Origin of the sequence: Brevibacterium sp. CFH 10365, assembly GCF_009299785.1 — a bacterium.
GTDB lineage: Bacteria > Actinomycetota > Actinomycetes > Actinomycetales > Brevibacteriaceae > Brevibacterium > Brevibacterium limosum.
Genome location: NZ_VIGO01000006.1, coordinates 309,645 through 335,108, shown reverse-complemented (window position 1 = coordinate 335,108; position 25,464 = coordinate 309,645). Strand labels below are relative to the sequence as shown.

The 25,464-nt window shown below is 63.2% G+C and carries 23 protein-coding genes; 5 read left to right on the top strand and 18 right to left on the bottom strand.

Annotated features, from left to right (window positions below; genetic code table 11):
- Nucleotides 1-13: 13 nt before the first annotated feature.
- Complete coding sequence (gene pheT / locus FHG09_RS14295; RefSeq protein ID WP_152348307.1) at nucleotides 14-2,599, bottom strand: phenylalanine--tRNA ligase subunit beta; 2,586 nt, start codon at nucleotides 2,597-2,599, stop codon at nucleotides 14-16.
- Nucleotide 2,600: 1 nt separating this feature from the next.
- Entirely contained in the window at nucleotides 2,601-3,644 is a 1,044-nt protein-coding gene (gene pheS / locus FHG09_RS14290) for a phenylalanine--tRNA ligase subunit alpha (protein WP_152348306.1), read from the bottom strand.
- A 257-nt stretch (nucleotides 3,645-3,901) separates the two neighbouring features.
- Between pheS and FHG09_RS14285 the strand changes: the two genes are divergently transcribed.
- Both FHG09_RS14285 and FHG09_RS14280 read left to right on the top strand, forming a co-directional pair.
- Nucleotides 3,902-5,533, top strand: a complete 1,632-nt coding sequence (locus FHG09_RS14285; protein ID WP_152348305.1) for an acetolactate synthase large subunit — start codon at nucleotides 3,902-3,904, stop codon at nucleotides 5,531-5,533.
- Nucleotides 5,534-5,581: 48 nt separating this feature from the next.
- Nucleotides 5,582-5,995, top strand: a complete 414-nt coding sequence (locus FHG09_RS14280; protein ID WP_152348304.1) for a hypothetical protein — start codon at nucleotides 5,582-5,584, stop codon at nucleotides 5,993-5,995.
- Between the two features lie 3 nt (nucleotides 5,996-5,998).
- Here the strand turns inward: FHG09_RS14280 and FHG09_RS14275 are convergent, their stop codons facing one another.
- The 3 genes from FHG09_RS14275 to FHG09_RS14265 all read right to left on the bottom strand — a co-directional run bounded on the left by FHG09_RS14275 (nucleotide 5,999) and on the right by FHG09_RS14265 (nucleotide 8,550).
- Entirely contained in the window at nucleotides 5,999-6,748 is a 750-nt protein-coding gene (locus FHG09_RS14275) for a DUF429 domain-containing protein (protein WP_152348303.1), read from the bottom strand.
- A gap of 88 nt (nucleotides 6,749-6,836) precedes the next feature.
- Nucleotides 6,837-7,739, bottom strand: coding sequence for a polysaccharide deacetylase family protein (locus FHG09_RS14270; protein WP_152348302.1), 903 nt, complete (start codon nucleotides 7,737-7,739; stop codon nucleotides 6,837-6,839).
- Between the two features lie 151 nt (nucleotides 7,740-7,890).
- Nucleotides 7,891-8,550, bottom strand: a complete 660-nt coding sequence (locus FHG09_RS14265; protein WP_152348301.1) for a pentapeptide repeat-containing protein — start codon at nucleotides 8,548-8,550, stop codon at nucleotides 7,891-7,893.
- Between the two features lie 248 nt (nucleotides 8,551-8,798).
- On the opposite strand from FHG09_RS14265, the gene FHG09_RS14260 reads away from it, so the two are divergent.
- Nucleotides 8,799-12,416, top strand: coding sequence for a hypothetical protein (locus FHG09_RS14260; RefSeq protein ID WP_152348300.1), 3,618 nt, complete (start codon nucleotides 8,799-8,801; stop codon nucleotides 12,414-12,416).
- Between the two features lie 225 nt (nucleotides 12,417-12,641).
- Here FHG09_RS14260 and FHG09_RS14255 read toward each other — a convergent pair whose 3' ends face one another.
- From FHG09_RS14255 to infC, 4 genes are all read right to left on the bottom strand, one after another.
- Nucleotides 12,642-13,463, bottom strand: coding sequence for a TrmH family RNA methyltransferase (locus FHG09_RS14255; protein ID WP_152348299.1), 822 nt, complete (start codon nucleotides 13,461-13,463; stop codon nucleotides 12,642-12,644).
- A 150-nt stretch (nucleotides 13,464-13,613) separates the two neighbouring features.
- Nucleotides 13,614-14,003 (bottom strand): 50S ribosomal protein L20, encoded by a 390-nt coding sequence (gene rplT, locus FHG09_RS14250; protein WP_025779787.1) that lies wholly within the window; start codon nucleotides 14,001-14,003, stop codon nucleotides 13,614-13,616.
- A gap of 128 nt (nucleotides 14,004-14,131) precedes the next feature.
- Nucleotides 14,132-14,338, bottom strand: coding sequence for a 50S ribosomal protein L35 (gene rpmI, locus FHG09_RS14245; RefSeq protein WP_025779785.1), 207 nt, complete (start codon nucleotides 14,336-14,338; stop codon nucleotides 14,132-14,134).
- A gap of 101 nt (nucleotides 14,339-14,439) precedes the next feature.
- Nucleotides 14,440-15,021 carry a translation initiation factor IF-3 gene (gene infC / locus FHG09_RS14240; protein WP_413773151.1) on the bottom strand — a complete coding sequence of 194 codons (582 nt, stop codon included), beginning with the start codon at nucleotides 15,019-15,021 and terminating at the stop codon, nucleotides 14,440-14,442.
- Between the two features lie 348 nt (nucleotides 15,022-15,369).
- Here infC and FHG09_RS14235 point away from each other — a divergent pair, with 348 nt between their 5' ends.
- Nucleotides 15,370-15,741, top strand: a complete 372-nt coding sequence (locus FHG09_RS14235) for a DUF1844 domain-containing protein (RefSeq protein WP_152348297.1) — start codon at nucleotides 15,370-15,372, stop codon at nucleotides 15,739-15,741.
- A 108-nt stretch (nucleotides 15,742-15,849) separates the two neighbouring features.
- Here FHG09_RS14235 and FHG09_RS14230 read toward each other — a convergent pair whose 3' ends face one another.
- Nucleotides 15,850-16,560: a TetR/AcrR family transcriptional regulator gene (locus FHG09_RS14230; protein WP_152348296.1), complete on the bottom strand. Its 711-nt coding sequence runs from the start codon at nucleotides 16,558-16,560 to the stop codon at nucleotides 15,850-15,852.
- Nucleotides 16,561-16,695: 135 nt separating this feature from the next.
- Here FHG09_RS14230 and FHG09_RS14225 point away from each other — a divergent pair, with 135 nt between their 5' ends.
- On the top strand, nucleotides 16,696-17,622 hold the full coding sequence (locus tag FHG09_RS14225; RefSeq protein WP_152348295.1) for an NAD(P)H-binding protein: 927 nt from the start codon (nucleotides 16,696-16,698) through the stop codon (nucleotides 17,620-17,622).
- 24 nt (nucleotides 17,623-17,646) lie between these two features.
- Here the strand turns inward: FHG09_RS14225 and FHG09_RS14220 are convergent, their stop codons facing one another.
- The 8 genes from FHG09_RS14220 to FHG09_RS14185 are packed head-to-tail and all read right to left on the bottom strand — an operon-like array spanning nucleotide 17,647 to nucleotide 25,403.
- Nucleotides 17,647-19,296, bottom strand: coding sequence for an AbgT family transporter (locus FHG09_RS14220; protein ID WP_152348294.1), 1,650 nt, complete (start codon nucleotides 19,294-19,296; stop codon nucleotides 17,647-17,649).
- Nucleotides 19,297-19,345: 49 nt separating this feature from the next.
- Nucleotides 19,346-20,692: an amidohydrolase gene (locus FHG09_RS14215; RefSeq protein WP_152348293.1), complete on the bottom strand. Its 1,347-nt coding sequence runs from the start codon at nucleotides 20,690-20,692 to the stop codon at nucleotides 19,346-19,348.
- Between the two features lie 46 nt (nucleotides 20,693-20,738).
- Nucleotides 20,739-21,551: an SseB family protein gene (locus FHG09_RS14210; protein ID WP_227492779.1), complete on the bottom strand. Its 813-nt coding sequence runs from the start codon at nucleotides 21,549-21,551 to the stop codon at nucleotides 20,739-20,741.
- A 4-nt stretch (nucleotides 21,552-21,555) separates the two neighbouring features.
- Nucleotides 21,556-22,293: a bifunctional 1-(5-phosphoribosyl)-5-((5-phosphoribosylamino)methylideneamino)imidazole-4-carboxamide isomerase/phosphoribosylanthranilate isomerase PriA gene (gene priA / locus FHG09_RS14205; protein WP_152348291.1), complete on the bottom strand. Its 738-nt coding sequence runs from the start codon at nucleotides 22,291-22,293 to the stop codon at nucleotides 21,556-21,558.
- Nucleotides 22,294-22,352: 59 nt separating this feature from the next.
- Nucleotides 22,353-23,027, bottom strand: a complete 675-nt coding sequence (gene hisH, locus FHG09_RS14200; RefSeq protein ID WP_152348290.1) for an imidazole glycerol phosphate synthase subunit HisH — start codon at nucleotides 23,025-23,027, stop codon at nucleotides 22,353-22,355.
- On the bottom strand, nucleotides 23,024-23,626 hold the full coding sequence (locus tag FHG09_RS14195) for a hypothetical protein (RefSeq protein WP_152348289.1): 603 nt from the start codon (nucleotides 23,624-23,626) through the stop codon (nucleotides 23,024-23,026). The genes hisH and FHG09_RS14195 overlap by 4 nt, the downstream gene beginning before the upstream one ends.
- The gene (gene hisB, locus FHG09_RS14190; RefSeq protein WP_152348288.1) at nucleotides 23,623-24,219 is read right to left on the bottom strand and encodes an imidazoleglycerol-phosphate dehydratase HisB; all 597 of its coding nucleotides are present in this window, start codon (nucleotides 24,217-24,219) and stop codon (nucleotides 23,623-23,625) included. Before hisB ends, FHG09_RS14195 begins: the two co-directional genes overlap by 4 nt.
- Nucleotides 24,216-25,403 carry a histidinol-phosphate transaminase gene (locus FHG09_RS14185; protein WP_227492778.1) on the bottom strand — a complete coding sequence of 396 codons (1,188 nt, stop codon included), beginning with the start codon at nucleotides 25,401-25,403 and terminating at the stop codon, nucleotides 24,216-24,218. The genes hisB and FHG09_RS14185 overlap by 4 nt, the downstream gene beginning before the upstream one ends.
- Nucleotides 25,404-25,464: the final 61 nt, after the last annotated feature.

Genomic DNA, 25,464 nt, shown 5'->3' with positions numbered 1-25,464 from the left:
CAGGTTCGGGCGGCTAGCTGCGGACTTCGGCGCCGTGACGCTCAGCGGCCAACTTCGTCGCCGCCTCCCGCATCGCCGAGGCCTCATCGGCCTTGAGCGTACGATCCGGGGCGCGGAAGGTCAGGCGGAACGCCAGCGACTTCTTGCCCTCGGGCAGCTGGTCGCCGGTGTAGAGGTCGAAGGTCTCGAGCAGTTCGAGCTCCTCACCCGCGCCTTCGCGCAGCGTCGCGGCCAGAGTCTGCGTGGGCAGTTCGGCATCGACGATGAGGGCGACATCCTGACGCGACACCGGGTAGGTCGACAGGGCACCGTCCCAGGCGCGCAGATCGTCCTGGGCCAGCAGAGCGTCGAGGTCGAACTCGAAGGCGACGGTCCTGGCCGGCAGGCCGAGGTTCTCGCACACCTTCGGGTGCAGCTCGCCGGCATTGCCGAGAGTCTGCCCGTCGGCGAGGATGAACTTCGCGGCTCGCCCCGGATGCCACGGGGCAATCTGGTCGGCTTCGATTGTGACTTCGAGTCCGTTCGTTTCAGCGATCCGACGGACGGTGTCGATGACGTCGGTGGCTTCGGCCTTGCGGCCCTTGCCCCAGACACCGGGCATCTCCGCGTTGCCGGAGATGATGCCCGCATAGTGGTAAGGCTGGTGCGGAACCGAGGCGTAGATCTTCTCGAGCTCGTCGTCGCTCGGATGGTATCCGGGCAGGTGACGCGGTCCGGGGCCCTCGGGCAATCCAGCCGAGGTGGACACGAGTCCGGCCTCGAAGAGCGCCACATCCTTGGCTCCGCGGCCCTGGTTGCGCACCACAAGTTCGACGAGCGTCGAGAGCAGATTGGTGCGCATGAGCGGCAGGTCATCGGACATCGGATTGGCCAGACGCACATGCTTGCGCCGCACATCGTCAGCCTCGAGTCGCAGCTGGTCGTCGCGCTTGTCGTTCGTGAACGGGTAGGACAGCACCTCGGTGAAACCATCGGCGGCCAGCAGATTCGAAATCCGCCGGCGCGTCTTCTGCGCAGTCGTCAGCCCCTTGCCGGCCCGCGCGGCAGGCTGGACGGACGGGATGCGGTCGTAACCGCCGGTGCGGGCGACTTCCTCGATGAGGTCGACAGTGTCGGTGATGTCCGTGCGCCAGCTGGGTACGGTCACGGCCAGACGGTCCTTGCCGATGACCTCGACGGTGGCACCGATTCCTTCGAGAAGTCCGGTCACCTCGGCGGTCGTGTACTCCACTCCGACGAGGCTGCCGATACGCTCAACCGGGAGTTCGATGACGGTCGGTTCGAGAGCGTCCCCGATCTGCGTGGTCGCCGGACTGAGCGTGCCGCAGCCGAGTTCGACGAGCAGGTCCGCGCAGCGGCGGGCCGCCACCGGTCCGAGCTTCGGATCGACTCCGCGCTCGAAGCGACGGGAGGCCTCCGAGGACAGCTTGTGGCGACGCGAGGTGCGGGCGATGGAGATCGGATCGAAGTGAGCGGCCTCGATGACGACGTCGGTCGTCCGGTCGTTCACCTCAACATCGGCTCCGCCCATCACTCCGGCCATACCGATGATCTTCCCGCCCTTGCCGCTGGGTCCATCCCCACGGTCGGTAATGAGGAGGTCTTCGGCATCGAGTGTGCGCTCGACATCGTCCAGCGTCGTGAACTTCTCCCCCGCGCTCGCACGGCGGACGACGATCTCGTCGCCGAGCAGCGCGGTGTCATAGGCGTGCAGCGGCTGACCGAGTTCGAGCATGACGTAGTTCGTCACGTCCACGGTCAGACTGATCGGGCGCATGCCCGCCTGCTGCAGGCGTCGCTGCATCCAGAACGGGGTCTTTGCCTCCGGGTTCAGGCCGGTGACCTGAACGGCGGTGAACTGGTCGCAGCCGGCCACCTCGTTGATGGGGTTGGCATCGTCGATGACGACGGGGAACCCATCCGAGGTGGGAGCGTTCACTTCGGCGACAGTGGCCGATCCGATATCGGTGAACGCCTGCCCCTTCATCTGCGCGTACTCGCGGGCGATACCGCGCATCGACAGCTGGTAGCCGCGGTCGGGGGTGACGTTGACGTCGAGGGTGACCTGGTCGAGGCCGAGCAACGCGATCGCGTCATCGCCGGGCTCACCGGTCAGCCCGAGGTCGGTCAGCACGATGATGCCGTCGTGATCCTCGCCGAGGCCGAGCTCCTTGGCCGAGCAGATCATGCCATCGGATGTGTGACCGTAGGTCTTCCGGGCAGCGATGGCGAAGTCGCCGGGCAGGACTGCTCCGGGCAGGCAGGCGACGATGAGGTCACCGGGCACGAAGTTGTGCGCTCCGCAGATGATGCCGCGGCTGGGCACCTCGGGGCCGGGCTGCGGGTCCTTCGGATCGTCGAGGGCCTCATTGTGGTCGGGGCCGACGTCGACGCGGCACCAACTGATGGTCTTGCCGTTCGAGTGCTCTTCCTTGACCAGTTCGAGCACGCGGCCGACGACGAGGGGTCCGGTGATCTCGGGTCCGAAGAAGTCCTCTTCCTCGAGACCGACGGCTGCGAACTCGGCGGCAAGAGCATGGGGATCAGTCTCGGCTGGTAGATCGACATAATCGGCCAGCCAGTTCAGTGGGACGCGCATATCAAGCCTTCATTCCGAAACGGGCCGAGAAGCGCACATCGCCTTCGACCATGTCATGCATATCGTTGATTCCCTCGCGCAGCATCAGTGTGCGTTCGATGCCCATGCCGAAGGCGAAGCCCTGGTAGACGTCGGGGTCGATGCCGGCGGCGCGCAGCACATTGGGGTGGACCATTCCACAGCCGCCCCATTCGATCCAGCCGGGGCCGCCGACCTTGTTGGGGAACCAGAAGTCCATCTCCGCGCTCGGTTCGGTGAACGGGAAGAAGCTCGGGCGCAGGCGGGTCTTCGACTCCGGCCCGAACATCTCGCGGGCGAATCCGTCGAGGGTGCCCTGCAGATTGGCCATGGTCAGACCCTTGTCGATGGCGATGCCTTCGATCTGGTGGAACACCGGGGTGTGGGTGGCGTCGAGCTCATCGGTGCGGAAGGTCTTGCCCGGGCACACGACGTAGAGCGGCACTCCGCGCTCAAGCAGCGAGCGCGACTGCACCGGAGAGGTGTGGGTGCGCAGCACGAGGCCGGCCTCGGGTGGGTCGACGAAGAACGTGTCCTGCATCTGGCGGGCCGGATGGTCGGGGCCGAAGTTGAGCGCATCGAAGTTCAGCCACTCTGATTCGATCTCCGGTCCTTCGGCGACCTCCCAGCCGAGGCCGACGAAGTAGTCCGCGGCCTGTTCCTGGATGAGGCTCAAGGGGTGGCGAGCGCCGAGGCGGCGACGATCGGTGGGCAGGGTGACGTCGATGGCCTCTTCGATTAACACGGCCGCATCGCGTTCGGCTTCGAGTTCGGCCAGCCGTGCGTCGTGAGCCTGCTTGACCTGTCCCCTGGACTTACCGACGATCTTGCCGGCGGCGGCCTTATCGGCCTTGTCGAGTGAGCCGATGGCTCGGTTGGCGAGCGCCAGCGGGGCTTTGTCGCCGGTGTGGTCGATCTTCGCCTGCTTGAGCTCGTCGAGAGTCGTCGAATCCGCGAATGCCTGCAGTGCCGCGTCGACGGCCTGCTTCACGGCCGACTCGTCCAAGGGGTCGAGTTGGTCTGTCATCAATGTCCTTTTGTCCGTGTCGATGGGACGTCATTCTTCTTCGTCGTCAGTCTATCGTCTCCCCCGCCGGCACCTGGGGCGGCGTCCGCTGGGCGGGTGATCCGCCTCGGTGAGGCCGTCCCTCGCCGAGGCGGCCCCGCGGTTGCGTCCGTCCGCTGGGTGGGCGGGCCGCCTCGGTGCGGGTGGGATCTCACCTATGCGTGAGGGTGTGTTCTGGATCATTGGGATCGAATCATGAGAAGCGTAGTGTCGGAAACATGACGACACAACGTGCATCAGATGTCATGGTCAGAGCCCTGGAGAACGAAGGCGTCGAGCGCATCTTCGGCATTCCCGGTGAGGAGAACCTCGACTTCGTCGACTCCCTGCGGAACTCATCGATCGAACTCATCCTCACCCGCCACGAGCAGGCCGCCGCGTTCATGGCTGCCACCTACGGCCGGCTGACGGGACGGCCGGGTGTCGTGTTGACGACCTTGGGCCCGGGGGCACTCAATCTGGCGACCGGGGCGGCGTACGCCCACCTCGGCGGGATGCCGGTCATCATGATCACCGGGCAGAAGGGCATCCGCACGGCCGAGCAGGCGGCGTTCCAGATGGTCAACACTGTGGCGACGATGGATCCGCTGACGAAGGTGAGCAAGCAGATCACCTCGGCGGCGATGATTCCGACGATGGTCCGCGAGGCGTTCCGGGCCGCTCAGGCCGAACGTCCGGGGCCGGTGCATCTCGAACTGCCCGAGGACATCGCGGGGATGCCGGTCGACGGGTTCGAGCTCATCGAACCGCATACGAACACTCGGCCAGTCGCCGGGGACACGGCGATCGCGAACGCCGCGAACGTCATCAAGGAGGCGAAGAAGCCGCTGCTCATGCTCGGAGCGGATGCGTCCCGGGCCTCGTGCAGCGAGGCTCTGTCGCGGTTCGTCGCCGGGATGCGCATCCCCTACGTCACCACGCAGATGGGCAAGGGCTCGGTGTCGGGGTCGTCGAGTCTGTACATGGGCACGGCGGCGCTGACGTCCGGTGACTACGTCCACGACGCGATCGATGCCGCCGATGTCATCGTCGCCATCGGTCACGATACGACGGAGAAGCCGCCGTTCACGATGGATGAGAACGGACCGACCGTCGTGCACATCGGGTACCGTCCCGCGATCGTCGAGCAGGTGTATTTCCCGCAGTTCGAGGTCATCGGTGACCTGGGTCCGTCCTTGGACAGGCTCGCCGAGGTGCTCGGAGGCCCCGTGCCCACCGCCGAGGCGCTCCTGCCGATGCGCGATGAGATCCTCATCAAGATCCACGAGGGGGCCGATGAGGATCGGTTCATCCCGCAGCGCATCGTCCAGGAGGTCCGTGACGTCGTGCCGACCGATGGGATCGTGGCGCTGGACAACGGGATGTACAAGATCTGGTTCGCCCGCAACTACCGCACGACCCGGGCGAATACCCTGCTGCTCGACAATGCACTGGCGACGATGGGAGCCGGACTGCCCTCGGCCATCGGGGCGAAACTGACCTACCCGGAACGTCGAGTCATGGCCGTGGTCGGCGACGGCGGGTTCATGATGAACAGCCAGGAAATGGAGACCGCAGTCAGGCTCGGGTTGGACCTCGTCGTGGTCATCCTCGAGGACTATGCCTACGGCATGATCCGGTGGAAGCAGACAGCTGACGGGATGCCCGACTTCGGTCTGACGTTCGACAACCCCGACTTCGTGAAGTATGCGGAATCGTATGGTGCCACCGGCACCCGCGTCGAGGATGTCGACAGCATCAGCGATGCCTTGGAGAACGCGTTCTCGGCCGGCGGTGTGCACGTCGTGGTCGTACCCGTCGACTATTCGGAGAACAAACGGGTGCTCATCGACGAGTTGGGGCAGCGGTGAGGCGCTGCTTTCGGCGTCGCATATGGCCCTGATCGGGCGATTGGTTGAGTGTTGCGGTCACGTATCTTCACGATTCTGCTGGGGATCTCCGCGCTGTGCGCGTGGGGATGCCTCGGCGAGATCGTCAAGGCACTCCTGCGGGACCGGCCGATCGATTCACTGCTCTGGGCCATGCTTGGGGTGGCGGCCGTCTCGGCGATAGTGGTCTGGTCGGTGTTTCGGGCACGCGGTGTCAGGCTCGAGGTCAGAAGCTTCATCGGCAGCGTTCCGTTGGGAGTTGTGCTGCTGTGCTCGCTGGTGGGCGGATTCGTTCTGCCGTCACTGCTGGTCGGCGGAACAGATGCCATCGACGTGACAGTCACCGCGGTCGTCGCCGTTGCGGTCTGCGTTGGCACGATGCTCTACCTGCGCAGAACCTACTTCACTCCCCCGGATAGTCCCGAAGGGTTGGACGACGAATGATCCCTAGTCAGGCAAGGCGTCTCGAGGAACCCAGATCCACCCTTCTCTTCGCGCACTCGACTGCAATTCAGCGGGAACCGGTTCGCATCTGCCCAGATAGGCTTCCAGTGCGATGATAGCGGCCAGCACTGCGTCCAGCGCATTGTCATCGGCGACGCAGAAGTCTCTTTGCCCATTCCACTCCAAGTTGAGAAATTTCGCGGACAGGTCGTCGACCAACTCGTGCCGGACCTCAGAATTCTTCTGTCCTTTGTAACCACGATGTTGCAGGCCCCACGCTTTCAGCGCTGCCGCAGGATAGACCTCATAGACAACACCTGACCCGTCTCGGGCAACTGAGACGCCCTCTGCCCTCACGTGTGCCTCGATACCGGCCCAGCGCATTGCCGCATAAGCAATCCGCTCAGTGGCGACGCTCAATGGCCAGACACCAATTGCGCGTTGGACGTACCGGTCAGTCTCCCTCAGCGCCAGACCCCGTCGCCATTCGCGGTCGGTGGACTCCGGAGCAGACAATGTTCCACTGGCGTGGTCGGACACGAATTCGACGAACTTCTGTGGCCAGCCAAGAGGCACGTCAATACCTGTCCGACCTGCCTGAACAATTGCGTCCCGGATCGCGTCATCGTCGGCGCCAAGAAGAAGTTCGTCAATTGTTATTTGCGCGTTGAGCGATTCCCCCTCGCCAAAATTGAGTATAGCGAGGCCAGTGCGGTCCGCCTCGGCTGCGAGGTCGACTCCGGCAACTTTCATCCCGACCTTCTTTCCATGTGTATCCACGGGGCTCTCGGCCCGCTCCACGGAGGTACCGACGACGGACGCCGCTTGCTGACCAGTGTTATCAGAACGCCGGTGGACGCTTAGGTGACTCGAACGGATAGCGTGCCCGGAAGTCATCGGCGATCTCTCCCATGGTCACAATCTTCACGCCGTCGTGCCCGCCGATGTAGTCCAGCAGTCGCTCAAGCATGAGCAGCACCTGCGGACGGCCGGACACGTCCGGGTGGATCGTAATCGGGAAGATCGCATAGTCGAGTTCGCGGTAGACCCAATCGAACTGGTCGCGCCACAGAGTCTCGATATCGCGGGGGTTGACGAAGCCGTGGCTGTTCGGGCTGCTCTTCACGAACAGCATCGGCGGCAAGTCATCGACGTACCAGTTCGCGGCGATCTCGACGAGGTCAATCTCCTGACCGTGCTTGAGAGGCTTCATCCACGTTTCCGGCGACTGCGAATAGTCGATCGGGGTCCATTCGTCGCCGGCGATGGAGTAATAGGGCACGAAATCCTTGTGGCTCTGGCTGTGGTCGTATTCGAAACCGAACTTCTTCAGCAGCTCAGGCGTATATGCGCTCAGCTCCCACCATGGGGCGACGTAGCCGCGCGGCTGGATGCCAGTGAGGTTCGTGATGAGCTCGACGGACTTCTCCATGACGATGTCTTCCTGACGGTTCGTCATTGCGACGGGGTTCTCGTGGCTATAGCCGTGGGCACCGATCTCATGTCCGTCGTCGTGCACCATCTTGCATTGGTCAGGGAAAGTCTCGAGCGAATGTCCGGGAATGAACCAGCTAGCCTTGAGGTCGCGGCGTTTAAGCATCTTCAGGAGGCGGGGAACTCCGATCTCGCCAGCGAAGATGCCCCTTTGAATGTCGGAAGGAGAATCCTCCCCACCGTAGGAACCGAGCCAGCCTGACACTGCGTCGATGTCGATACCGAGTGAAACGAAGATCTCTTTGGCCATTTTGCGCATCCTCCGTCGATTCGAAAGTGAGAACGCGGACTCGCTGCGGGCGAATGCCGCGATGCTGTGAGTCTTTCACCGAAGAGTGATCTGCGCAATAGGTGTCTCACCAGGTCAGAGACCGTGCTTCTCCGCTAGGAGGCTCCCGTGCTCACTCCACGGTGATGCCGAGTTCTGAGGCGAAGAGTTCGGCAAAGAGCATGAGCTGGGTGTCGTCGATGGTCGCTCCGCGCAGCGAGTGCACACCGGAGATCTTATGCGGTTGCAGTCCCCGGATGTCGACGTTGCCGAGCGTGGCGCCTTCGCACTGGAAGACGCCGACGGTGCTTCCCGGAAATGCGACCCGGCTGACCTTCGCTCGGTCGAGGTCGATCTCGTCGATCTTGCAGTCGCGGAACTCGACATCGGTGAGTTTCGACCCGCGCAGATTGAGGTAGGAGATGCGGCAATTGGTGAATCGCACCTTCTCCCACACGCTGTCATAGACAACGCCGGCACCGATGCGTGTTCCAGAGATCTCGGTGTGCAGTAGGTTTCCACGGGGCATAGTCCACGTGTCGGCGCGGCAGTCCGTGATCTCCGTGCCGGAGAACCTCGCCCCGGTGAGATCGACCGGCGCGTCGACATCGCCAAAATTGACGTTCTCCCATCGACAGTCGAGGAACGTCGCTTGGGTGGCGTCCGCCTCGGCGAGGTCGAGATCAGTGAACTCCATCCCTTCGAGGAATTCCTCGGGACCGATATCGCCGAGGAGGCCCTGAACCAGATCGTCGAGGTTGAGTTTCGGTGGGCGCGGAGCTTCGGTCGTCATGTCCTCACCGTATCGGGTCCTGGTGACAGCTCGTATTCCAAGGACCACTTCGTCTTCTTCGAAATGCCCAACCGGTCGATCTTCTTTTTCGACACCGAAGAGTCCTGCATGTATCTCAAGTCTCCTGACCAGTTCGGCCCCGGGGGCCCTCGTCTCGAGAGCGATCACCATCTTTCTTTGAACGGTTCGACAAAGGGGAGCAGTCGCGTCAGCGCGCCAGTGTCAGTGTCGTCTGCGAGAATCCCATCATGGCCAGCATCCGCACCGACAACGTCCCGCCCACCATAGACGGACCATCCCTCGTAGCTGCAGCCTCAGGTTTGATGCTGCTCCCGAAGAACGCATCGAGGCTCCTTCGTCTACACCGGATGGCGGCTCTCGGCATGTCGCTAGAGAATCGAGAGGTTCCCGCCACAAGCACCAGTGCTATTCGCGCGTTGCTGAAGAATGACGACATCGGTGGTCCTGCGGTCCTTATGCACGAAGACCCCTACTCCGAGGTCCTTGTCCAGAGCATCGATTTCCCCGGCGGTCCGTACCTCGTTTCGTCAGGCAGCGGAGAACACACAGTCGCTGACGTCAAGAACCTAATCGACGTGATGTTACGTGAGCGTTGGATGGACGACGACGTCTACCGACCTGCATTCCAACTCATTCACGGCCTACTCATCGTCAGCGACCTAGTCTTGAAGCGAGCTAGTCTACAGCGCGGCACACTGCCGGATGGCTCTGCACAGACTCCCGTTGACGTGCCTGGCGCGAGGAGACTCAAAGAACTCGCCTCTGCCACGTTCATCTCAAATAACGACCTCAGCTCGTACGCCCCGTGGTTGCGAATGGTTATCGATACCTTCGCGCTCGACCCTGGAACTCTCACCGAGCCTTGCTGCGACGACATCACAGATGACCGTCTTTTCATGTCCCCGTTCCTCAGACTGGACGGAGGATACCAAGTCGCTTTGCCTCTCGATCTACTCGTGACGATGCGCTTTCACTTCCTGCGATTTGTACGACAAGCCGGGCAGCTCGATGAGCTGGGACGAAGGTGGCGAGCCTCCGTGCTCTTCCACGTCATGCGCCTGCTAGATACCGAAAATGCAGCGGTGCGTCTAGAAGAGGACGAATTGTTCACTAGATACTTACTACCGATTGATGACAGACGAGACCTGCATGTCATGGTCGCGACCGACCCTCTGGCCGACTGGCAAACCACTGTCTGGGAACACGTGTACGACACCCAGCGGGTGTTAGCCCGGCTTGCTGACCTCATGACGCCCGCGGAACGCCGCACATATTCGAATGCAACTACAGTCTTGCATCTTGTTATCACAGACAGCCCGGGCGGAAGCGCATTTTGGGGCGTCCCTAACATCGACGGCGCCGACCCGGTGCTCTTCATCAGGTCGGATGATCTTGAGGTCATGCTTCATCACGAGCCTGATGGACCTCTCGGTCTACTCCTCTTTGCTGAGGCGCGGGACAGACGCCACTGGGAAGCATTCGTCACCGACATTCTTGACGAATTCAGCGTCTATGAAGAGTCCGAGAAGTCGTTCTACATTTCGGACGGACCCCAGCCTAGCTTCATGATGTTCCAGCCCGGAGAGGCTCTCGCGCCTCGTGCCAAGTACCAACTCGAAGTCGATATGCACGGTGTTGTGCCGCCAACTGACCCTAAGATTATCCTTCCTGCCCGCAGGAGATATCGAAGCGACGGCCCCGGCATCTACGTAGTCGATCCTCGTACCCCTTACCCCGGTTATGTGGTCGAACTGCCCGCCAGCAACATCTTCGTTTCTGTCGACTTGGACAACGGCGGACCGCACGGTGTCGAAGCTGAACTCATGGAGTGCACTGCTTACTGGATCTGGGAATGTGCAAATTACTTCGACGTCGATGCGGCCAACTCGACCGTTGAACTCGTCCTCAATCTCTCTTCAATCGATTCATGGCGCAAGCCGAACACGTTGCCGCAGCCTGACTCTGCAGTGCGCGTTTCCACTTGCTCGAGTGGTTTCACTTTTGAGGTCACCGAGACGTTTCTCGCTCTCTTGAACGAAGAAGATAACCATGCTGAACGCCAGCTGGTCTCGGCATTGCTTCAGACACTTTTCGCCGTAGCAGTAACCGACCTGCCAAAATTTCTAGATCGAGTAACTCCGAGTGGTTCCAAGCGCATGCTCAACATCTTCGATCAGAACCTGACGCCTGACATGTGGGCAACGGGGTTGCCTCGCCCTTTGACGGGACACTCACAAGTCACCGCACGCCTGCTTGATGACCTGGGCGACTGGCTCCGTTCTCCGTCAGGAGGCAACTTTTCTACAGGTGGGTTCGAAGGGGACGAACGAGTCGACGTTCTTAATGCGGCAGTCAGCTACCTCTTTGACCGATTAGAAAGTGAAATTGTCGTCTATGACTCTCACGACCTACTTACTTACCTCATCAAGCAGAATGAGTCGCTACTCCACGATGCCAAGTTTCTCAACACAATGCTCCGGGCGCGTATCGCCTGTTTCGGAGCGACTTCTAAGGTTGCCACCGGACTCGTTGAAGAGCGCAAGGCGAGCGCCTCTGCGCAGCGGGCCAATAGATTTCTAATCGAGTACGTCGCAGCGCGTCCGCCGACCGGCAAAGCGCGTGCCCAAACGCTCGACTACTATGAGCTACTCAGCATCGCGAGGGAGATCACCGAAAGAGGAACAGCTTCAGACTTCATCTACCACGGCTTGGCTGACTTCGAAGTGTCCATCCTCGAGTCGGGACGTCTTGGAGTAGAACGTGACCACCCTATCCATCAAGCAATAGAAACATACTCACAGAATTCTGGCTCCAGAACTCTTCGTGAGGCCCAAGCCGATACCTCGATGCACTCTTCAACCGACAAATCGGAACCATTCGATTTCGCCGAGTTCCTCGAAATGAGTGCCGAAGCAACACAGGCAGAATTCGGCTTTACGTTCGAGGAGCTGCGCTTCGTATGCACGGGTTTGCTCGACATTGCAACCGCTGCCCAGGTAACTCGTGTCGACCGAAAGCATGCTATTTCCCAAATTGCCAGTAGTCAAAAATTGGCCATAGAGACCGTGGAAAGTGTGCTAAATAAGATCACGCTCGCCCCCAGAACGTCGTTCATGTCGATCAAAAACGACGCCGTGCCATGGCGCTTCAATCGAGACATGTCATACGTCCGACGCCCAATCATCCAGCAAGGGTCAGACCTAGTATTTGGCTTCCGTACCACCTACCAGCTTGGCCCTTACTGGGTAGACAATCTCCTCTCGGGTCGGCTTCAGGCACGCGCCACTTCCAACGAGATGATTAAGTTCATTTCCCAGACCAGGAGCCGAATCAATAACAGGTTCGCGCAGCAGGCCGCCTCTAGATTCGAACGTCTTGGCTTCAACACACGCCTCTCAGTGAAAAAGTTCGGCAAAAAACGTATGTCAGACTTGGAGGGCAACGACATTGGTGACATCGACATCCTTGCATTTCACGAAGCAAATAACCTTATCGTGGCCGTTGAAGCAAAGGACTTCGAAATTGCCCGCACGCCTGCCGAGATTTCCAACGAGTTTAAGAAGCTCTTCGCCCGAACCGACGGTAAGAAGCCAACTGTTGAACTACACTCACGGCGAACCAACTGGCTTCGCGACAACTTGGATATTGTCGCCCTCAATCTGGGGCTCTCCGCCAACAAATCAATCAAAGTAATCGGCACGGTCGTAACCAGCGAGCCGCTGATCACTCCCCTCGTGAAGAAAAGCCCCTTCCCGGTCGTCGCCGTCGACGATCTCACGCTCGAATCGCTCGGACTCGACACGAGCCAACGACTCCCCCGTCACAAGCAGAGACGCAAGCGATAGATAGTCCATTTCATAGTTGATCAGTGCGCCACCGAACACCTATGGAGCCAACACTTCGCGTAGGACGGCAATATCACCGGAAGTAGCGAAGGGGGCTTGGATTGCTTTAAAGGCACATCCTATAAGAACCATAGTGACCCCATTTCCATTCAACGTTGGCCGCCGTTATCGCCGAAGGGCTCGACCAAAAAGTTGCGGCTGCCCAAGATTCCCGCTTCCTCATCCTCACATCCGCTGGTTACGCGCACTCTCATAAATACACACACCGGCAGCAGTACCGAGGTTGAGGCTCTCGGCCGAACCGTAGATCGGGACAGCGACAGACGAGTCGCACAGCTCCAGATCATCGGCGCTCATCCCCCACGCCTCATTGCCGAAGACCCACGCGGTCCGTGCGGTCAGATCCAGCCCCGTGTCCCAGGGATGGTGAAGATCGTGTGCCTCGTCGTTCCCATCCGCGGCAAGCACCTGCAGGCCACGGGCGCGGGCCAGCTCTGTCACCTCGGACAGTCCGACTCCGGTGACGACCGGAATGTGGAACAGCGAGCCGGCAGTCGACCGCACGACCTTGTCGTTGTAGACATCCACCGAGGACGACGTCAGCACCACGGCATCAGCCCCGGCAGCATCGGCGAGACGGATGATCGTGCCGGCATTGCCCGGATCTCGCACCTGCGACAGGACGACGATGAGCTGCGCCTCCTTGTCGAGCACCGAAGTCAGATCCACATCGAGGGCCTTGCACACAGCCACGACACCCTGAGAGTTCACCGTCGATGCGAGCTCCGTGAGCACCTCGGCGGTGACGATGCTGCACTGCATGCGGCCGTGCTTGGCCGTGGAAACGAACGAAGGATTCTCCTCTGCGGCCTCCTCGGTGATGAAAAGCTCGACGACGGAGCCCTTGCGCGCCAGTGCCTCACGGACGGCCTGCGGACCTTCGACGAGGAACTGCCCCGTGGCCTTCCGGTCACGCCGTTTGAGCAGCTTCGCGGCGTTCTTTATCCGCTTCGACTGAGGCGAGGAGATGACGTCAGGGAGTTTCATGAAACCGTGTTCTCGATCCGTTGGGTACTGAAGAGGCAGAAGCCGAAATAGGGGCCAGGTGAGTCCTGGCAAAAAGACCGACGGCCCCGAACCTGAAGTTCGGGGCCGTCGTCAGTCACAGCTGTGACCGAAGTCTTGAGATGACGCTGCTCAGGCGGCGTCGGTCTTCGCTGCGTTGACGTCAGCAGGAAGAGCGTCCTTGGCGACCTTGACCAGGTGCGCGAAGGTAGCCGAGTCGTTCACGGCGAGCTCGGCGAGCATACGACGGTCGACCTCGACTCCAGCGGCCTTGAGGCCCTGGATGAAACGGTTGTAGGTCATGCCGTTGGCGCGAGCACCGGCGTTGATGCGCTGGATCCACAGACGACGGAAGTCGCCCTTGCGCTTGCGACGGTCACGGTAGCTGTAGACCAGCGAGTGGATGACCTGCTCTTTGGCCTTGCGGTACAGGCGCGAGCGCTGTCCGCGGTAGCCGCTTGCCCGGTCGAGGATGACCCGGCGCTTCTTGTGAGCGTTGACCGCTCTCTTCACACGTGCCACGTGTTACTCCTTTGAAAAGTTCGTATCTGCCGGCGGTGCCGGACTCTGGTTCAAGCTGTGGGAGCCGTTGCCGGCTGCCCGTGGGAGCTCCCGGAGTCTGTCCGGGAAGAAAGACCCGAAAAGGGGTCTCACCTGCCCTTGAGCTTGCCCAGAAGCTTGCGGGCCTTGGCGCGGTCGCCGCCGACGATTTCCTGGTCGGTGGACACGCGGCGCTTACGAGCCGAGGTCTTGCCCTCGAACTTGTGCTGGTTGTTCACGCCTTCACGCATGATCTTGCCACTGCCAGTCACGCGCATGCGCTTCTTGGCGCTGCTGTTCGTCTTCTGCTTCGGCATTGTGCCGTTCTCCTTTGCAATTCGTTGCCGACGTCAACCGCCTGCAACTACTTCACACGCACAGACCAGGATGGACCTGGAACGCGACGTTACTTAATTTCTCACGCGTCCGGGTGAGCTGCGTTCTTCTCTGCAGCGACCCGATCGCGACGGGACTTCACCTCAGCGGACTTGCCCTTGGCACCTGCTGATGCCTTCCGGGCCTCCGCCTTGGCGTCAGACTTTGACTTGTGCGGGGCGATGACCATCACCATGTTGCGTCCGTCGACTCGCGGGGAGGATTCGACGGTGCCGAGGTCCGACACATCTTCGGCCAAGCGGTTGAGCAGCTTGATGCCCATCTCGGGGCGGGACTGCTCACGTCCGCGGAACATGATCATGACCTTGACCTTGTCGCCGCCTTCGAGGAAGCGGGTGACGTGGCCCTTCTTCGTCTCGTAATCGTGTTCGTCGATCTTGAGACGGAAGCGGATCTCCTTCAGCGCAGTGTTCGCCTGGTTCTTCCGGGCTTCTCTGGCCTTCTGGGCAGATTCGTATTTGAATTTTCCGTAGTCCATGAGCTTGGCTACGGGTGGCTTCGCCTGTGGGGCCACCTCGACGAGGTCGAGACCTGCCTCACCGGCGAGATCGAGTGCCTTGCGAATGGCAACGATACCGACCTGTTCACCATTGGGTCCGACCAACCGGACCTCGGGAACCCGAATCCGGTCATTGATGCGCGTCTCGCTGATGTGTTCACTCCTTTTTGCTCAAATGTGGTCGTGGCAACGAAAAAGGCTCCCGTTGACACATGCCAAGGGAGCCTGCACACACGAGCAGTACGGTAGACGTACGTTCAGTGAATACACCTCGATCTGCACCCGCTCAGACACAATCTGACGGACAGATCTTCGGACCCGATCGCTCCTCGCGATCAAGGTGGGAGACAGACTCCGCTTCGCACCAGCTACCAGTGTACTACGCTTCATGACTCTTCGCACATCGGGGCCCTGGTGTGATCGCCGCATTGATTTATATGTCAAGCTTATGGCATGAGTTCTGAAGAATCCGTTCCCACCGAGGCGATGGCCGACGTTACGCGCGACATCGCCGAGGTCCCCGCTGTCGAGGTCATCACCTCCAGCGCCGTCCACCTCATGTCCGCCGCCGCCGTCAAGTGCGGCCTGGCCGAGGACTCCGCCGAAGGCCGCGGCGCCGACCTCCAGGACCTCGATGAGGCCCGCAAGCTCATCACCGCTCTGGCCGGTTTCGTCACCGGCGCCGCCACCGTGATCGGTGACCACCACGCCCGCCCGCTGCGCGATGGACTGCGCAGCCTGCAGCTGGCCTTCCGCGAGGCTTCGGAATACCCCGACGCCCCGGGCGAAGGCCCCGGAGAGAAGTTCACCGGTCCCGTCCGCTGACACTCCCGCCGACCAATCAGACCGCGGCCCTCGATCATCGATCGGGGGCCGCTGTCATGTCCCCATTCGCCGAGGCGGCCGGGCCCTTCCACCCAGATGCTCACCGAGTCACGCGCCGAGGCGACCGACCACTCCGGACATCAGCTCGTCCTCGACGTGGTCGAACCCTGGTCCGAACTGACCGAACCGGAGTCCGCTGATCAGGCCGATGACCGCGACCCAGATCGTGATCGTCTCCATGATGATGTTGTCGTCGTAATCGAGGCCGAGTTCTTCGAGCCCCTCCCGCAGCGGCTGCAGCGCCGCCTCCGGGCCTCGCCGTTCCCCGTCGCCCGGTCGACGTTGCGCCTGAGGCCCGCCGGATGTCGCAGAATTCCGGGCAGCCGCTTCGGCGCTGGTCGTTGACTCTGCCACCAGAGCCGCGAGCGTGACCATGATCCGCGTTCCCGGCACCACGGTCTTCTCACGTGGAGCCTCATAGCCGGCGATCGGAGTGCCGTAGATGAGGGCCCAACGGTTCGGATACCTCCGTGACCACGCGAGCATCGTCACCGCCAGGGTTCCGACTCCCCGCTCTCCCGCCAATGCGTCGTCGACGGCATCCGCGATCTGAATAAAGGCGTCTCGAATGAGGATAGTCAGCAGTTCGTCGCGGCTCTTCACATACCGATACACCGCGCTGGAGACGACGCCGAGCTCACGTGCGATCGCCCGCAACGACAGCCCGTCGACTCCCGACTCGTCGATCATGCGATTGCCGATAGCTGTGATCTGCGCTTCGGTCTCGATGCGGGCACGCTGTCGCGGAGTCTCAGTCATGACTCCACCTTACGATCCGAGAGCATGGATGACAATAGTGAGCGTTGCTCTTGAATTGTCGACGCGTGAAGCCTACGCTGATTCGAGAGAGCACTGCTCTCGCTCATTACTCGGAGGCATCGGAAAGAATTCGTCATGAAAACAGCTCTCGTCATCGGCAATGGTCAGATCGGCTCGGAGATCGCGGCTCAGCTCATCGCGTCCGGAACAGCCGTGCGCATTGCCACCCGCTCCGGCGGTGGGGATACGCCAGCAGCCGGGCATGCGTCGGCACCAACCCACATCAGAACCGACGCCAGCAATCGGGCGCAGTTGGCCGAAGCCGCGGTAGGAGTCGATGCGATCTTCGCCTGCGCTCACGCCCCTTATGACAGCCGGAAATGGGAGAAGATTCTTCCGCCGATGGACGAAGCGATCCTCGACACCGCGGCCGAGGTCGGCATTCCCGTGGTCTTCCCCGAATCGGTCTATGCCTTCGCCGGCCTCAGCTCACCGATCGCCCAAGACTCCCCGTTCGCTCCGGTCGAGGATAAAGGTCGGATCCGGCAGCAGCTCCTCGAATCCCGTGTCGCTCATTCGGCGACGTGCGCCAGCGTCATCGCCGGTGATCTGCTCGGCAGGACTGCAGAGAAGTGGTCATCGGTCGTGCGGATGTGCATCACCGAACCGATCTCCCAGGGCCGCCGAGCCATGGTGCCGGCACGCACGGACGCCCCTCATGGCATCACCGTCATCGCCGACCACGCGGCCGCCATGATCCGCGCCGCCGAGGACCTGGAGGACGTCCCCGCGGGGACGCACCAGCTGCGGATCGCTCCTGCCTCGAACCCGACTCTGGCCGAGATCGCCGATTTCACCTCGGACGCTCTCGGGCGGAAGCACAAGCGTCCGGTCTCGGTGCCGCGGTGGGTGACCCGTGCCGTCGGTGCGTTCGAACGCTCCTTCTATGAGCTCAACCAGCTGGCACCGATCTGGTATGAACCCTGCGTGATCGCCCCCGGAGACCTCGCTGCCGAGGTCGGCACCACGGACTGGCGTGACGGTGTGCGGCAGATGCTCTGAGCCGACGGCACGACGGGCTCCGCCTCATAGGTGGATCCCGTTGCCCGGTCCCAGCGGCAGGTCGAAGAGGAACCAGATGCCCAGCAGCACGGCCCAGGCCAGCCAGAACGGGACGACGAACGGGAACATCCGAGAGATGACCGTGCCCAGTCCCGCATTCGGCTCATACCGGCGGACGAGGCCGAGCAGGACGATCATGTACGGATTGAGCGGGGTGATGACCTGGGTGGCCGAGTCACCGACGCGGAACCCGGCCTGGATGAACGCGGGTTCGTAGCCGAGCAGGGAGAAGAGCGGGACGAACACGGCAGCCATGAGCGTCCACATCGACGATCCGGAGATGATGAACAGGTTGAGCAGGCTGGCCAGGAGCATGAAGCCGAGGACCGCGGCGAATCCGGTCAGTCCGATCGCCTCGAGCCCTGAAGCACCGGCGACGGCGATCCATGAACCGATTCCCGTCCAGTTGAACAGGGCGATGAACTGACCGAGGATGAACGCGAGGATGAGGAAGGACATCATGTCGATGATCGACTGACTCATCATCCTCACCAGGTCATTCATCGACCGCACGGTGCGAACGACGAAGCCGTAGACGACGCCCATGAGCATGAAGTAGGCGAAGACGATGAAGACGATCGACGACAGCAGCGGGGATTCCGGGAGGAATCCGCCGTCGTCGTTTCGCCATGGGGAGTTCGGGACGAGCACGGAGACCAGGATCACCGCGGTCAGCAGCAGTGCCGCGACCAGCGACCAGATGAGTCCTCGCTTCTCCTCCGGTTCGAGTTCTGCATTGATCTCGGTCGACTCGCCCTCGCCCGAGGGCTCGGTCGAGGCACCCGATTTCGCCGAGGCATCCCCGTAGGGGCTCTCGGGCGCCTGGTATTCGCGGGCCAGCCCGCTCGCCGAGGCGTTCGCGTATTCGCGTGGCACTCCCTTGCGCACCATGTTCGGTTCGATGAGGCGGTCGATGATGAATCCGGCGATGACGGCCAGCACGATCGACGAGGCGATGTTGAAGTAGTAGTTCGACACTGGGTTGACCGCGGTGTAGTCGGTGTTCGGCAGGGTCTCCATCACCGAGGTGGTGATCCCGGCGAACAGTGCGTCGAGGCTCGTGGGTACGATCGACGTCGAATAGCCGGCACCGGTGGCGGCGAACCCGCCGATGAGACCGGCCATCGGGTGCCGTCCGGCCGCCTTGAACACGAGCGCTGCCAGCGGCGGGATGATGACGAAGGCCGAGTCGGCCATGATCGAACCGACCACGCCGACGAAGCCGACGGCGTAGGGCAGCAGCCATTTCGGGCTCTTGCCGAAGGCGATGCGCACGGCCGCGGCGAGCATTCCCGACTTCTCGGCCACACCGACGGCGAGCAGGATCGGCAGCACCGTGGCCAGGGGCGGGAACCCGATGTAGTTGTCGCCCATCGTCGTGGTCAGCCAGGACAGGCCCTCACCGGTGAACAGACCCTTGATCGCGATGGTCTCGTCGCCGCCGGGGATGGCCACGGTGACATCGGCCATGGCCATAGCCGTGGAGACGAGGCCGGTGATGATGAAGAGCCCGAGGAACAGCGTGAACGGTTCGGGCAGCTTGTTTCCGATGCGTTCGATCCAGTCCAGCGTGCGCTGGCCGAAACCGATCTTCCCATTTGTCGTCGTCGACATGAGCGGTCCTTCTCTTCGATGGCGCGGGTCTGGGTGCGGCTGAACGATCTCAGTCGAAGAAGTTCTCGACGTCGATGGCTCCCCCGTCGCGGGCGAATTCCTCGGCCACCTCGGCGGCGAGGGCATCGTCGACGAGGAAGTCCACGGCGGTGCACGCGAGCCCGTAGGCCGCGTCGAGTGCCGCGGATTCCGCGGCGGGGGTCTTCGCGGCTGCGGCGAAGTCACGGGTGTGCAGGGCTACCTCGGCGTCGGCGGTCTTGATGAGCGGGTGGATGCCGGGAATCCGATAGGAGACGTTGCCGAAATCCGTGGACGCTGCGATCGATTCGTCGAGGACGCCGGCGGGAAGCGGGTGGCGTCCCCGGGCCTGCTCGTGTTCGGCCCAACGAGCGGTCAGTGCCTGGTTCGTGCGCACGGGCAGCGAGGGCGGGTGCTCGTCCCAGTCGACGGTGACCCCGGTGCCGGTCATGAGCGCGGCGCCCTTCGCCGCGTCCTCGACCCGGCCGGAGAGCTCCTTGAGCGTGTCGGGGAACTTCGAACGGACATAGCACTGCACAGTGGCGGATTCAGTGATGATCGACGGCCTCGTTCCGCCGTCGGTGATGACCGCGTGCAGGCGGGAGATCGGCGGCATCTGCTGCCGCAGCAGGCCGAGCCCCTGGTAGAAGAGATTCGCCGCATCGAGGGCGTTGCGTCCCATGAACGGCTGCGCCGAGGCGTGGGCGGCGACTCCCGAGTACGTGACCTTGAGGAGGCGTCGGCCCAGCCACACCTGGTCGGCGCAGTCGTAGCCGTACCCGTGGACCATGATGGCCGCGTCGATGCCGTCGAAGGCACCGCCGCGGGCCATGACCTCCTTGCCCGAGTGGCCTTCCTCGGCCGGGGTGCCCAGCAGCACGACGGTGCCCGGTACGGCCTCGGGGTCTTTCTCGTAGAGGGCGTGGAGGGCGAGGAAGGCGCCGACTCCGGCGGTGGCGATGATGTTGTGCCCGCAGGCGTGCCCGATCTCCGGCAGGGCATCGTATTCGGCGAGGATCGCGATCGTGCGCCCGTGTCCGGATCCCGTCGTCGCCCGCAGAGTCGTCTTCACCCCGAAGAGGCCCGTCTCGACGGCGACCCCGTGCCTTTCCAGCACCGAGGCGATCGCGGCGACCGAGTCGAACTCTTCGAAGGCGGTCTCGGCTAAGTCATGGATGGTGTGGAGCAGTTCCGTGAGGTCGCCCTCCGCGGCGTCCAGACCCGCGGCGATGCCGGAGCGACTCGTGTCCGGGGCTCCGGTGAAGTCGGAGACCCACTCGGCGGCCTGCGCGGCCCGAGCCTGGGTCTGACGAGCCATCTCGTCGAGGTAGGTGTCGTCCGGGGTGGTCGAGTGGCCGAGGTCACGGATTTCGCTCATGGGTCACAAGCATAAGGGCCGTGCCGATCTGACACGCCCGAAACAGTCAGACTTCGATGAGGCGGATGGCCAGAGAATCGATCTTCGCGACGAGCTCTTCGTCACCGGCCACGGTCTCCTGGAACCGGCGCACCTCCTCCGGGGGCACTTCGGACTCGACGCCGAGCGTGATTCCGAGCTCCGGCCCGCCGAGGTGGACGGAGCTGCTGCCGGGGCTCACACCGAGCCGAGCCAGCCAGGGGAAGGGCTCGGCGATGGCACGCAGACGATGGGCCACCTCGGCGTCGGCCCAGGACGGCGTCCAGGGCTGGGACTGCACGAACGCGAACATGGCCGGTCGGCGCAGCAGGAACGAGGAATCGGCACCGGGGTCGAGCACGACGAGCTGGGACTCGGCCTCGATCGCCCCGAGGACGAGCCGTTCGGATTCGATCGGCACGGGCCGGGCGTCCGAATGCCACGCCGTCAGCGGTGGGATTCCGGAGAATCCCGGGGTGCATTCGCGACCGTCCTCGGCCTGGAGGCGGACCATCGCCATCTCCGAGGAGTTGTCGGCCATCAGACCGTTCTCTCCGACCTCCTGGTCGACGACCATCGGCACGATCGGGGCGTAGAGCCTGGCCCCGGACAGGGCCCGGACGACCTGCTGGTGCGCAGCCGGGTCCAGGGGTGCCTGAGCGACCTGGGTCATGGCTTCGAGCAGGGCCGGGTCGGCCAGCCCGGAGTCGCCGGAGAACGGGTTGGGTTTGAGGTCCCGGCCCGCCCACGCCTGTCCGGCGGAATCCGTCGGGGCGTCGCCTGTCTGGTCGGCAGACGCGGTGGACCGAGGTTCGTCCGGATCGGGCGAGTGCGTGTTCACAGGCTCACCGTCCTGCGACGTCGAGGGCTTCTTCCAGAGTGAACTTGCCGGCGTAGAGGGCCTTGCCCACGATCGCCGAGTCGACGCCGAAGGGCACGAGCTCACGGAGTGCACGCAGGTCATCGAGGCTGGAGACTCCGCCGGAGGCCACGATCGGAGAGTCGGTCTTCTGTGCGAGGTCCTTGAGCAGTTCGACGTTGGGCCCCTGCAGGGTGCCGTCCTTGCGCACATCGGTGACGACGTAGCGGCAGCAGCCGGTGGATTCGAGGGTGGCCAGGACTTCGTAGAGGTCGCCGCCGTCCTGCGTCCAGCCGCGGGCGGCCAGGGTGGTCCCTCGCACGTCGAGGCCGATGGCGACCTGGTCGCCGAAGCGCGAGATCATCTCGGCGGTCCATTCGGGGTTCTCGAGGGCGGCGGTGCCGATGTTGACGCGCTCGGCTCCGGTGTCGAGTGCCCGTTCGAGGCTTTCGGTGTCACGGATTCCGCCGGAGAGTTCGACCTTGATCCCCACTGCCTTGACGACCTGGTTGAGCAGGTCGGAGTTCGATCCGCGTCCGAAGGCGGCATCGAGGTCGACGAGGTGGATCCATTCGGCTCCGCGGTTCTCGAAGTCCTGGGCGGCGTCAATGGGTGAACCGTAGTCGGTTTCGGTTCCGGCTTCGCCCTGGACGAGACGGACGGCCTTGCCGTCGGCGACGTCGACGGCGGGGAGGAGGACCAGCTTGTTCGAACTGTCTGTCATTGTGACCTTTCTGCCAGGGTGCCACGGGGTTTGCGGGCAACCATAGTCGGTGTGCTCGGTCAGGAGCTGAGTGCGTCTGTGGGGTTGGTGCCGGTACGGCCGGAGTCGCTGCCCGGACTGCTGTCGGCCGCGAACGAGGCGAGCCAGTTGCGCAGCAGCCGGGCCCCCGCCTCGGCGGATTTCTCGGGGTGGAACTGCGCGGCCCAGGTCGTGCCGTCTTCGACGGCGGCGACGAATTCGCTGCCGTGGCGGGAGGTCGTCACCATCGTGCCCGGCGGTGGTTCGGCGGCGGCATAGGAATGGACGAAATAGAAGCGTTCGTCGCTGATCCCGGCGAACATGGCCGAGTCTGCGGGCGCGGTGACCTTCGACCACCCCATATGCGGGATGACCGGGGCCTCGAGCGCGGTGACGGCACCGGGCCACAGGCCGATGCCTTCGGTCTTGACTCGGTGTTCCTCACCGCGGGCGAAGAACACCTGCAGACCGACGCAGATGCCGAGCAGCGGTCGGCCCTGTTCGTGGCGGGCACGGATGAGTTCGACTCCCCCGACGTTCTCCAGTCCGGCCATCACGGCGGAGAAGGCGCCGACGCCGGGAACCAGCAGTCCGTCGGAGTCGTTGATGACATCGTGGTCGGCCGTGAGCGTGACCTCGGCGCCGGCCGCGGCGACAGCACGCACGGCGGAGCGGACATTGCCGGCTCCGTAGTCGAGGACGGCAACCGTCGTCATCGCTTCGCGCCCTTGCTCAGCACCGACCAGATCCTCCACAGGGAGAATCCGAGGACGATGGCGCCGAGGGCGGCGACGACCCAGGCGATGGTGTTCCCGCCCAGGGCCAGGGCGATGCCGAAGGCGGTGACGAGTCCGGCGAGGACTGCGGCGATGATCCACAGCAGTGCCGTGCGTGCCATGGCGGCCCGGCCCGGGCTCATGGTGGCGGCGCTGGCCTGCAGCTTCGTCATCGATGAGGTCGGGATACTGCCTTCGACGTCTTCTGCGGCAACGGTCTCGAGCAGCAGCCCTTCGAGCACATCGGGCAGGTTCTTCAGCGCCAGTCCGGCCGGCACGTCGGATTCGCGACTGCCGTGGCGGTAGTGGCCGGCGTCGATCTGCTCTTCGCTGCGCACGAGGAGGAGGACCTCATGTTTGCCGGCGAGCTTCGAGATCGCCGCGGCCGCCTCGTTGCCGGCTTTGACATCGGTGTCGGCGAGGACGATTCCGCTGAATTCGCCGATCGGCACGATGGTGCCGGAGATGTTCGACAGCACGCAGGCGGCGGCCAGCTGCTGGGCGACCCCGAATGGGGTCACGATGACGGTCGTGCTCACAGGACTCCCTTGGTGCTGGGAACGGAGTTGCTTCGAGGATCGGTCTCGACGGCTTCGCGCAGCGCCCGGGCGAAGGCCTTGAACTCGGCTTCGACGATGTGGTGCGGATCGCGGCCGCGGATGAGGTCGAGGTGGACGGTGAGTCCGCCGTTGAAGGCGATGGATTCCAGCGAGTGGGAGGTCATCGAACCGGTGAAGTGACCGCCGATGAGGTGGTACTGCTGGCCTTCGGGTTCGCCTTCGTGGACGAAGTAGGGACGACCGGAGACGTCGACGACACACTGCGCCAATGCTTCGTCCAGCGGCACGGCGGCGAATCCGTAGCGGCGGATGCCGACCTTGTCGCCGAGTGCTTCGCGCAGGGTCTGGCCGAGCACGATGGAGGTGTCTTCGACGGTGTGGTGGACGTCGATGTGGGTGTCGCCGGTGGCGGTGATGTCGAGGTCGATCATCGAGTGCTTCGACAGGGCCGTGAGCATATGGTCGAAGAACGGCACGCTCGTCGAGATGGTCGAGGCGCCGGTGCCGTCAAGGTTGACGGCCACGGACACCGTGGACTCGGAGGTGGTGCGCGAGTTCTGGGCCTGCCTCATGGAGTGCCTTTCGTCGGGGCGGCGGATGACGGGGTTGACTGGGTTGGAGCCTGCGGACGTTCCCCGAGGGTGTCCGGGGATTCGGCGAGGATCTCGTCGATGGCGGTCAGGAACGCTGCGGTCTCCTCCTCGGTGCCGGCGTTGACGCGGGCGTGGCCGGTGATGCCGATATCGCGGATGAGGACTCCACGATCGAGCAGCTTCTGCCACAGATCGGCCGGTGAGGAGATGTTGCCGAAGAGGAGGAAGTTCGAATCGCTGTCGTGGACGGTGAACCCGGCCTCTGCGAGGTGGCTTGCCATCCGGTTGCGTGAGTCGATGAGCCGGTCGACGTTGCCCAGCAGCAGCTCAGCGTGTTCGAGTGCGGTGCAGGCGAGGACCTGGGTGACCTCGGACAGGTGGTAGGGCAGGCGGACGAGGCGGAGGACGTCGATGAGCTCGGGGGCGGCGATGGCGTAGCCCAGCCGCAGTCCGGCGCAGGCGAAGGCCTTGCTCATGGTGCGGGAGACGACGAGGCGGGGCCGACCGTCCAGCAGAGTCATCGCCGAGGACTTGGCAGGGCGGGAGAACTCCGCGTATGCCTCGTCGACGATGACGATTCCCGAACAGTTGTCGTAGGCGGCCTCGATGACGTCGAGTCCGATCGAGGTGCCGGTCGGGTTGTTCGGAGTGCAGAGGAAGACGATGTCCGGATTCGCACGGGCCACCTCGGCGGCGACCGTGTCGGCATCGAGAGTGAAGTCGTCCTTGCGTTCGACGTGCTGCCATTCGGCTCCGGTGCCCGTGGTGATGAGCGGGTGCATCGAATAGGAGGGGGTGAACCCGAGGACGGTCCGCCCGGGCCCGCCGAAGGCCTGCACGATATGGCTGAGCACTTCGTTCGAACCATTGGCTGCCCAGATCATGGAGGGGTCGAGTTCGACGGTGTCTCCGGCGCGTTCGTTCACTCCGTCCAGGTAGGTCACGAGGTGTTCGCGCAGAGCGGTGAATTCGCGGTCGGGATACCGGTTGAGTCCGGAGAAGTGATCATCGACGGCGGCGCGCATGCTGTCGGCGACGACGTCCGGAAGCGGATAGGCGTTCTCGTTGACGTTGAGCTGGACCGGCACATTGAGGTGCGGAGCCCCGTAGGGCTTGAGGCCGACGAGGTCGGACCGCACTGGCAGAGATTCGATGTTTCCCACGGCGATCATTCTACCGAGAGGCCCACGCCGCCCGGGCGGCGGGTCGGGCCACGAGACTCGC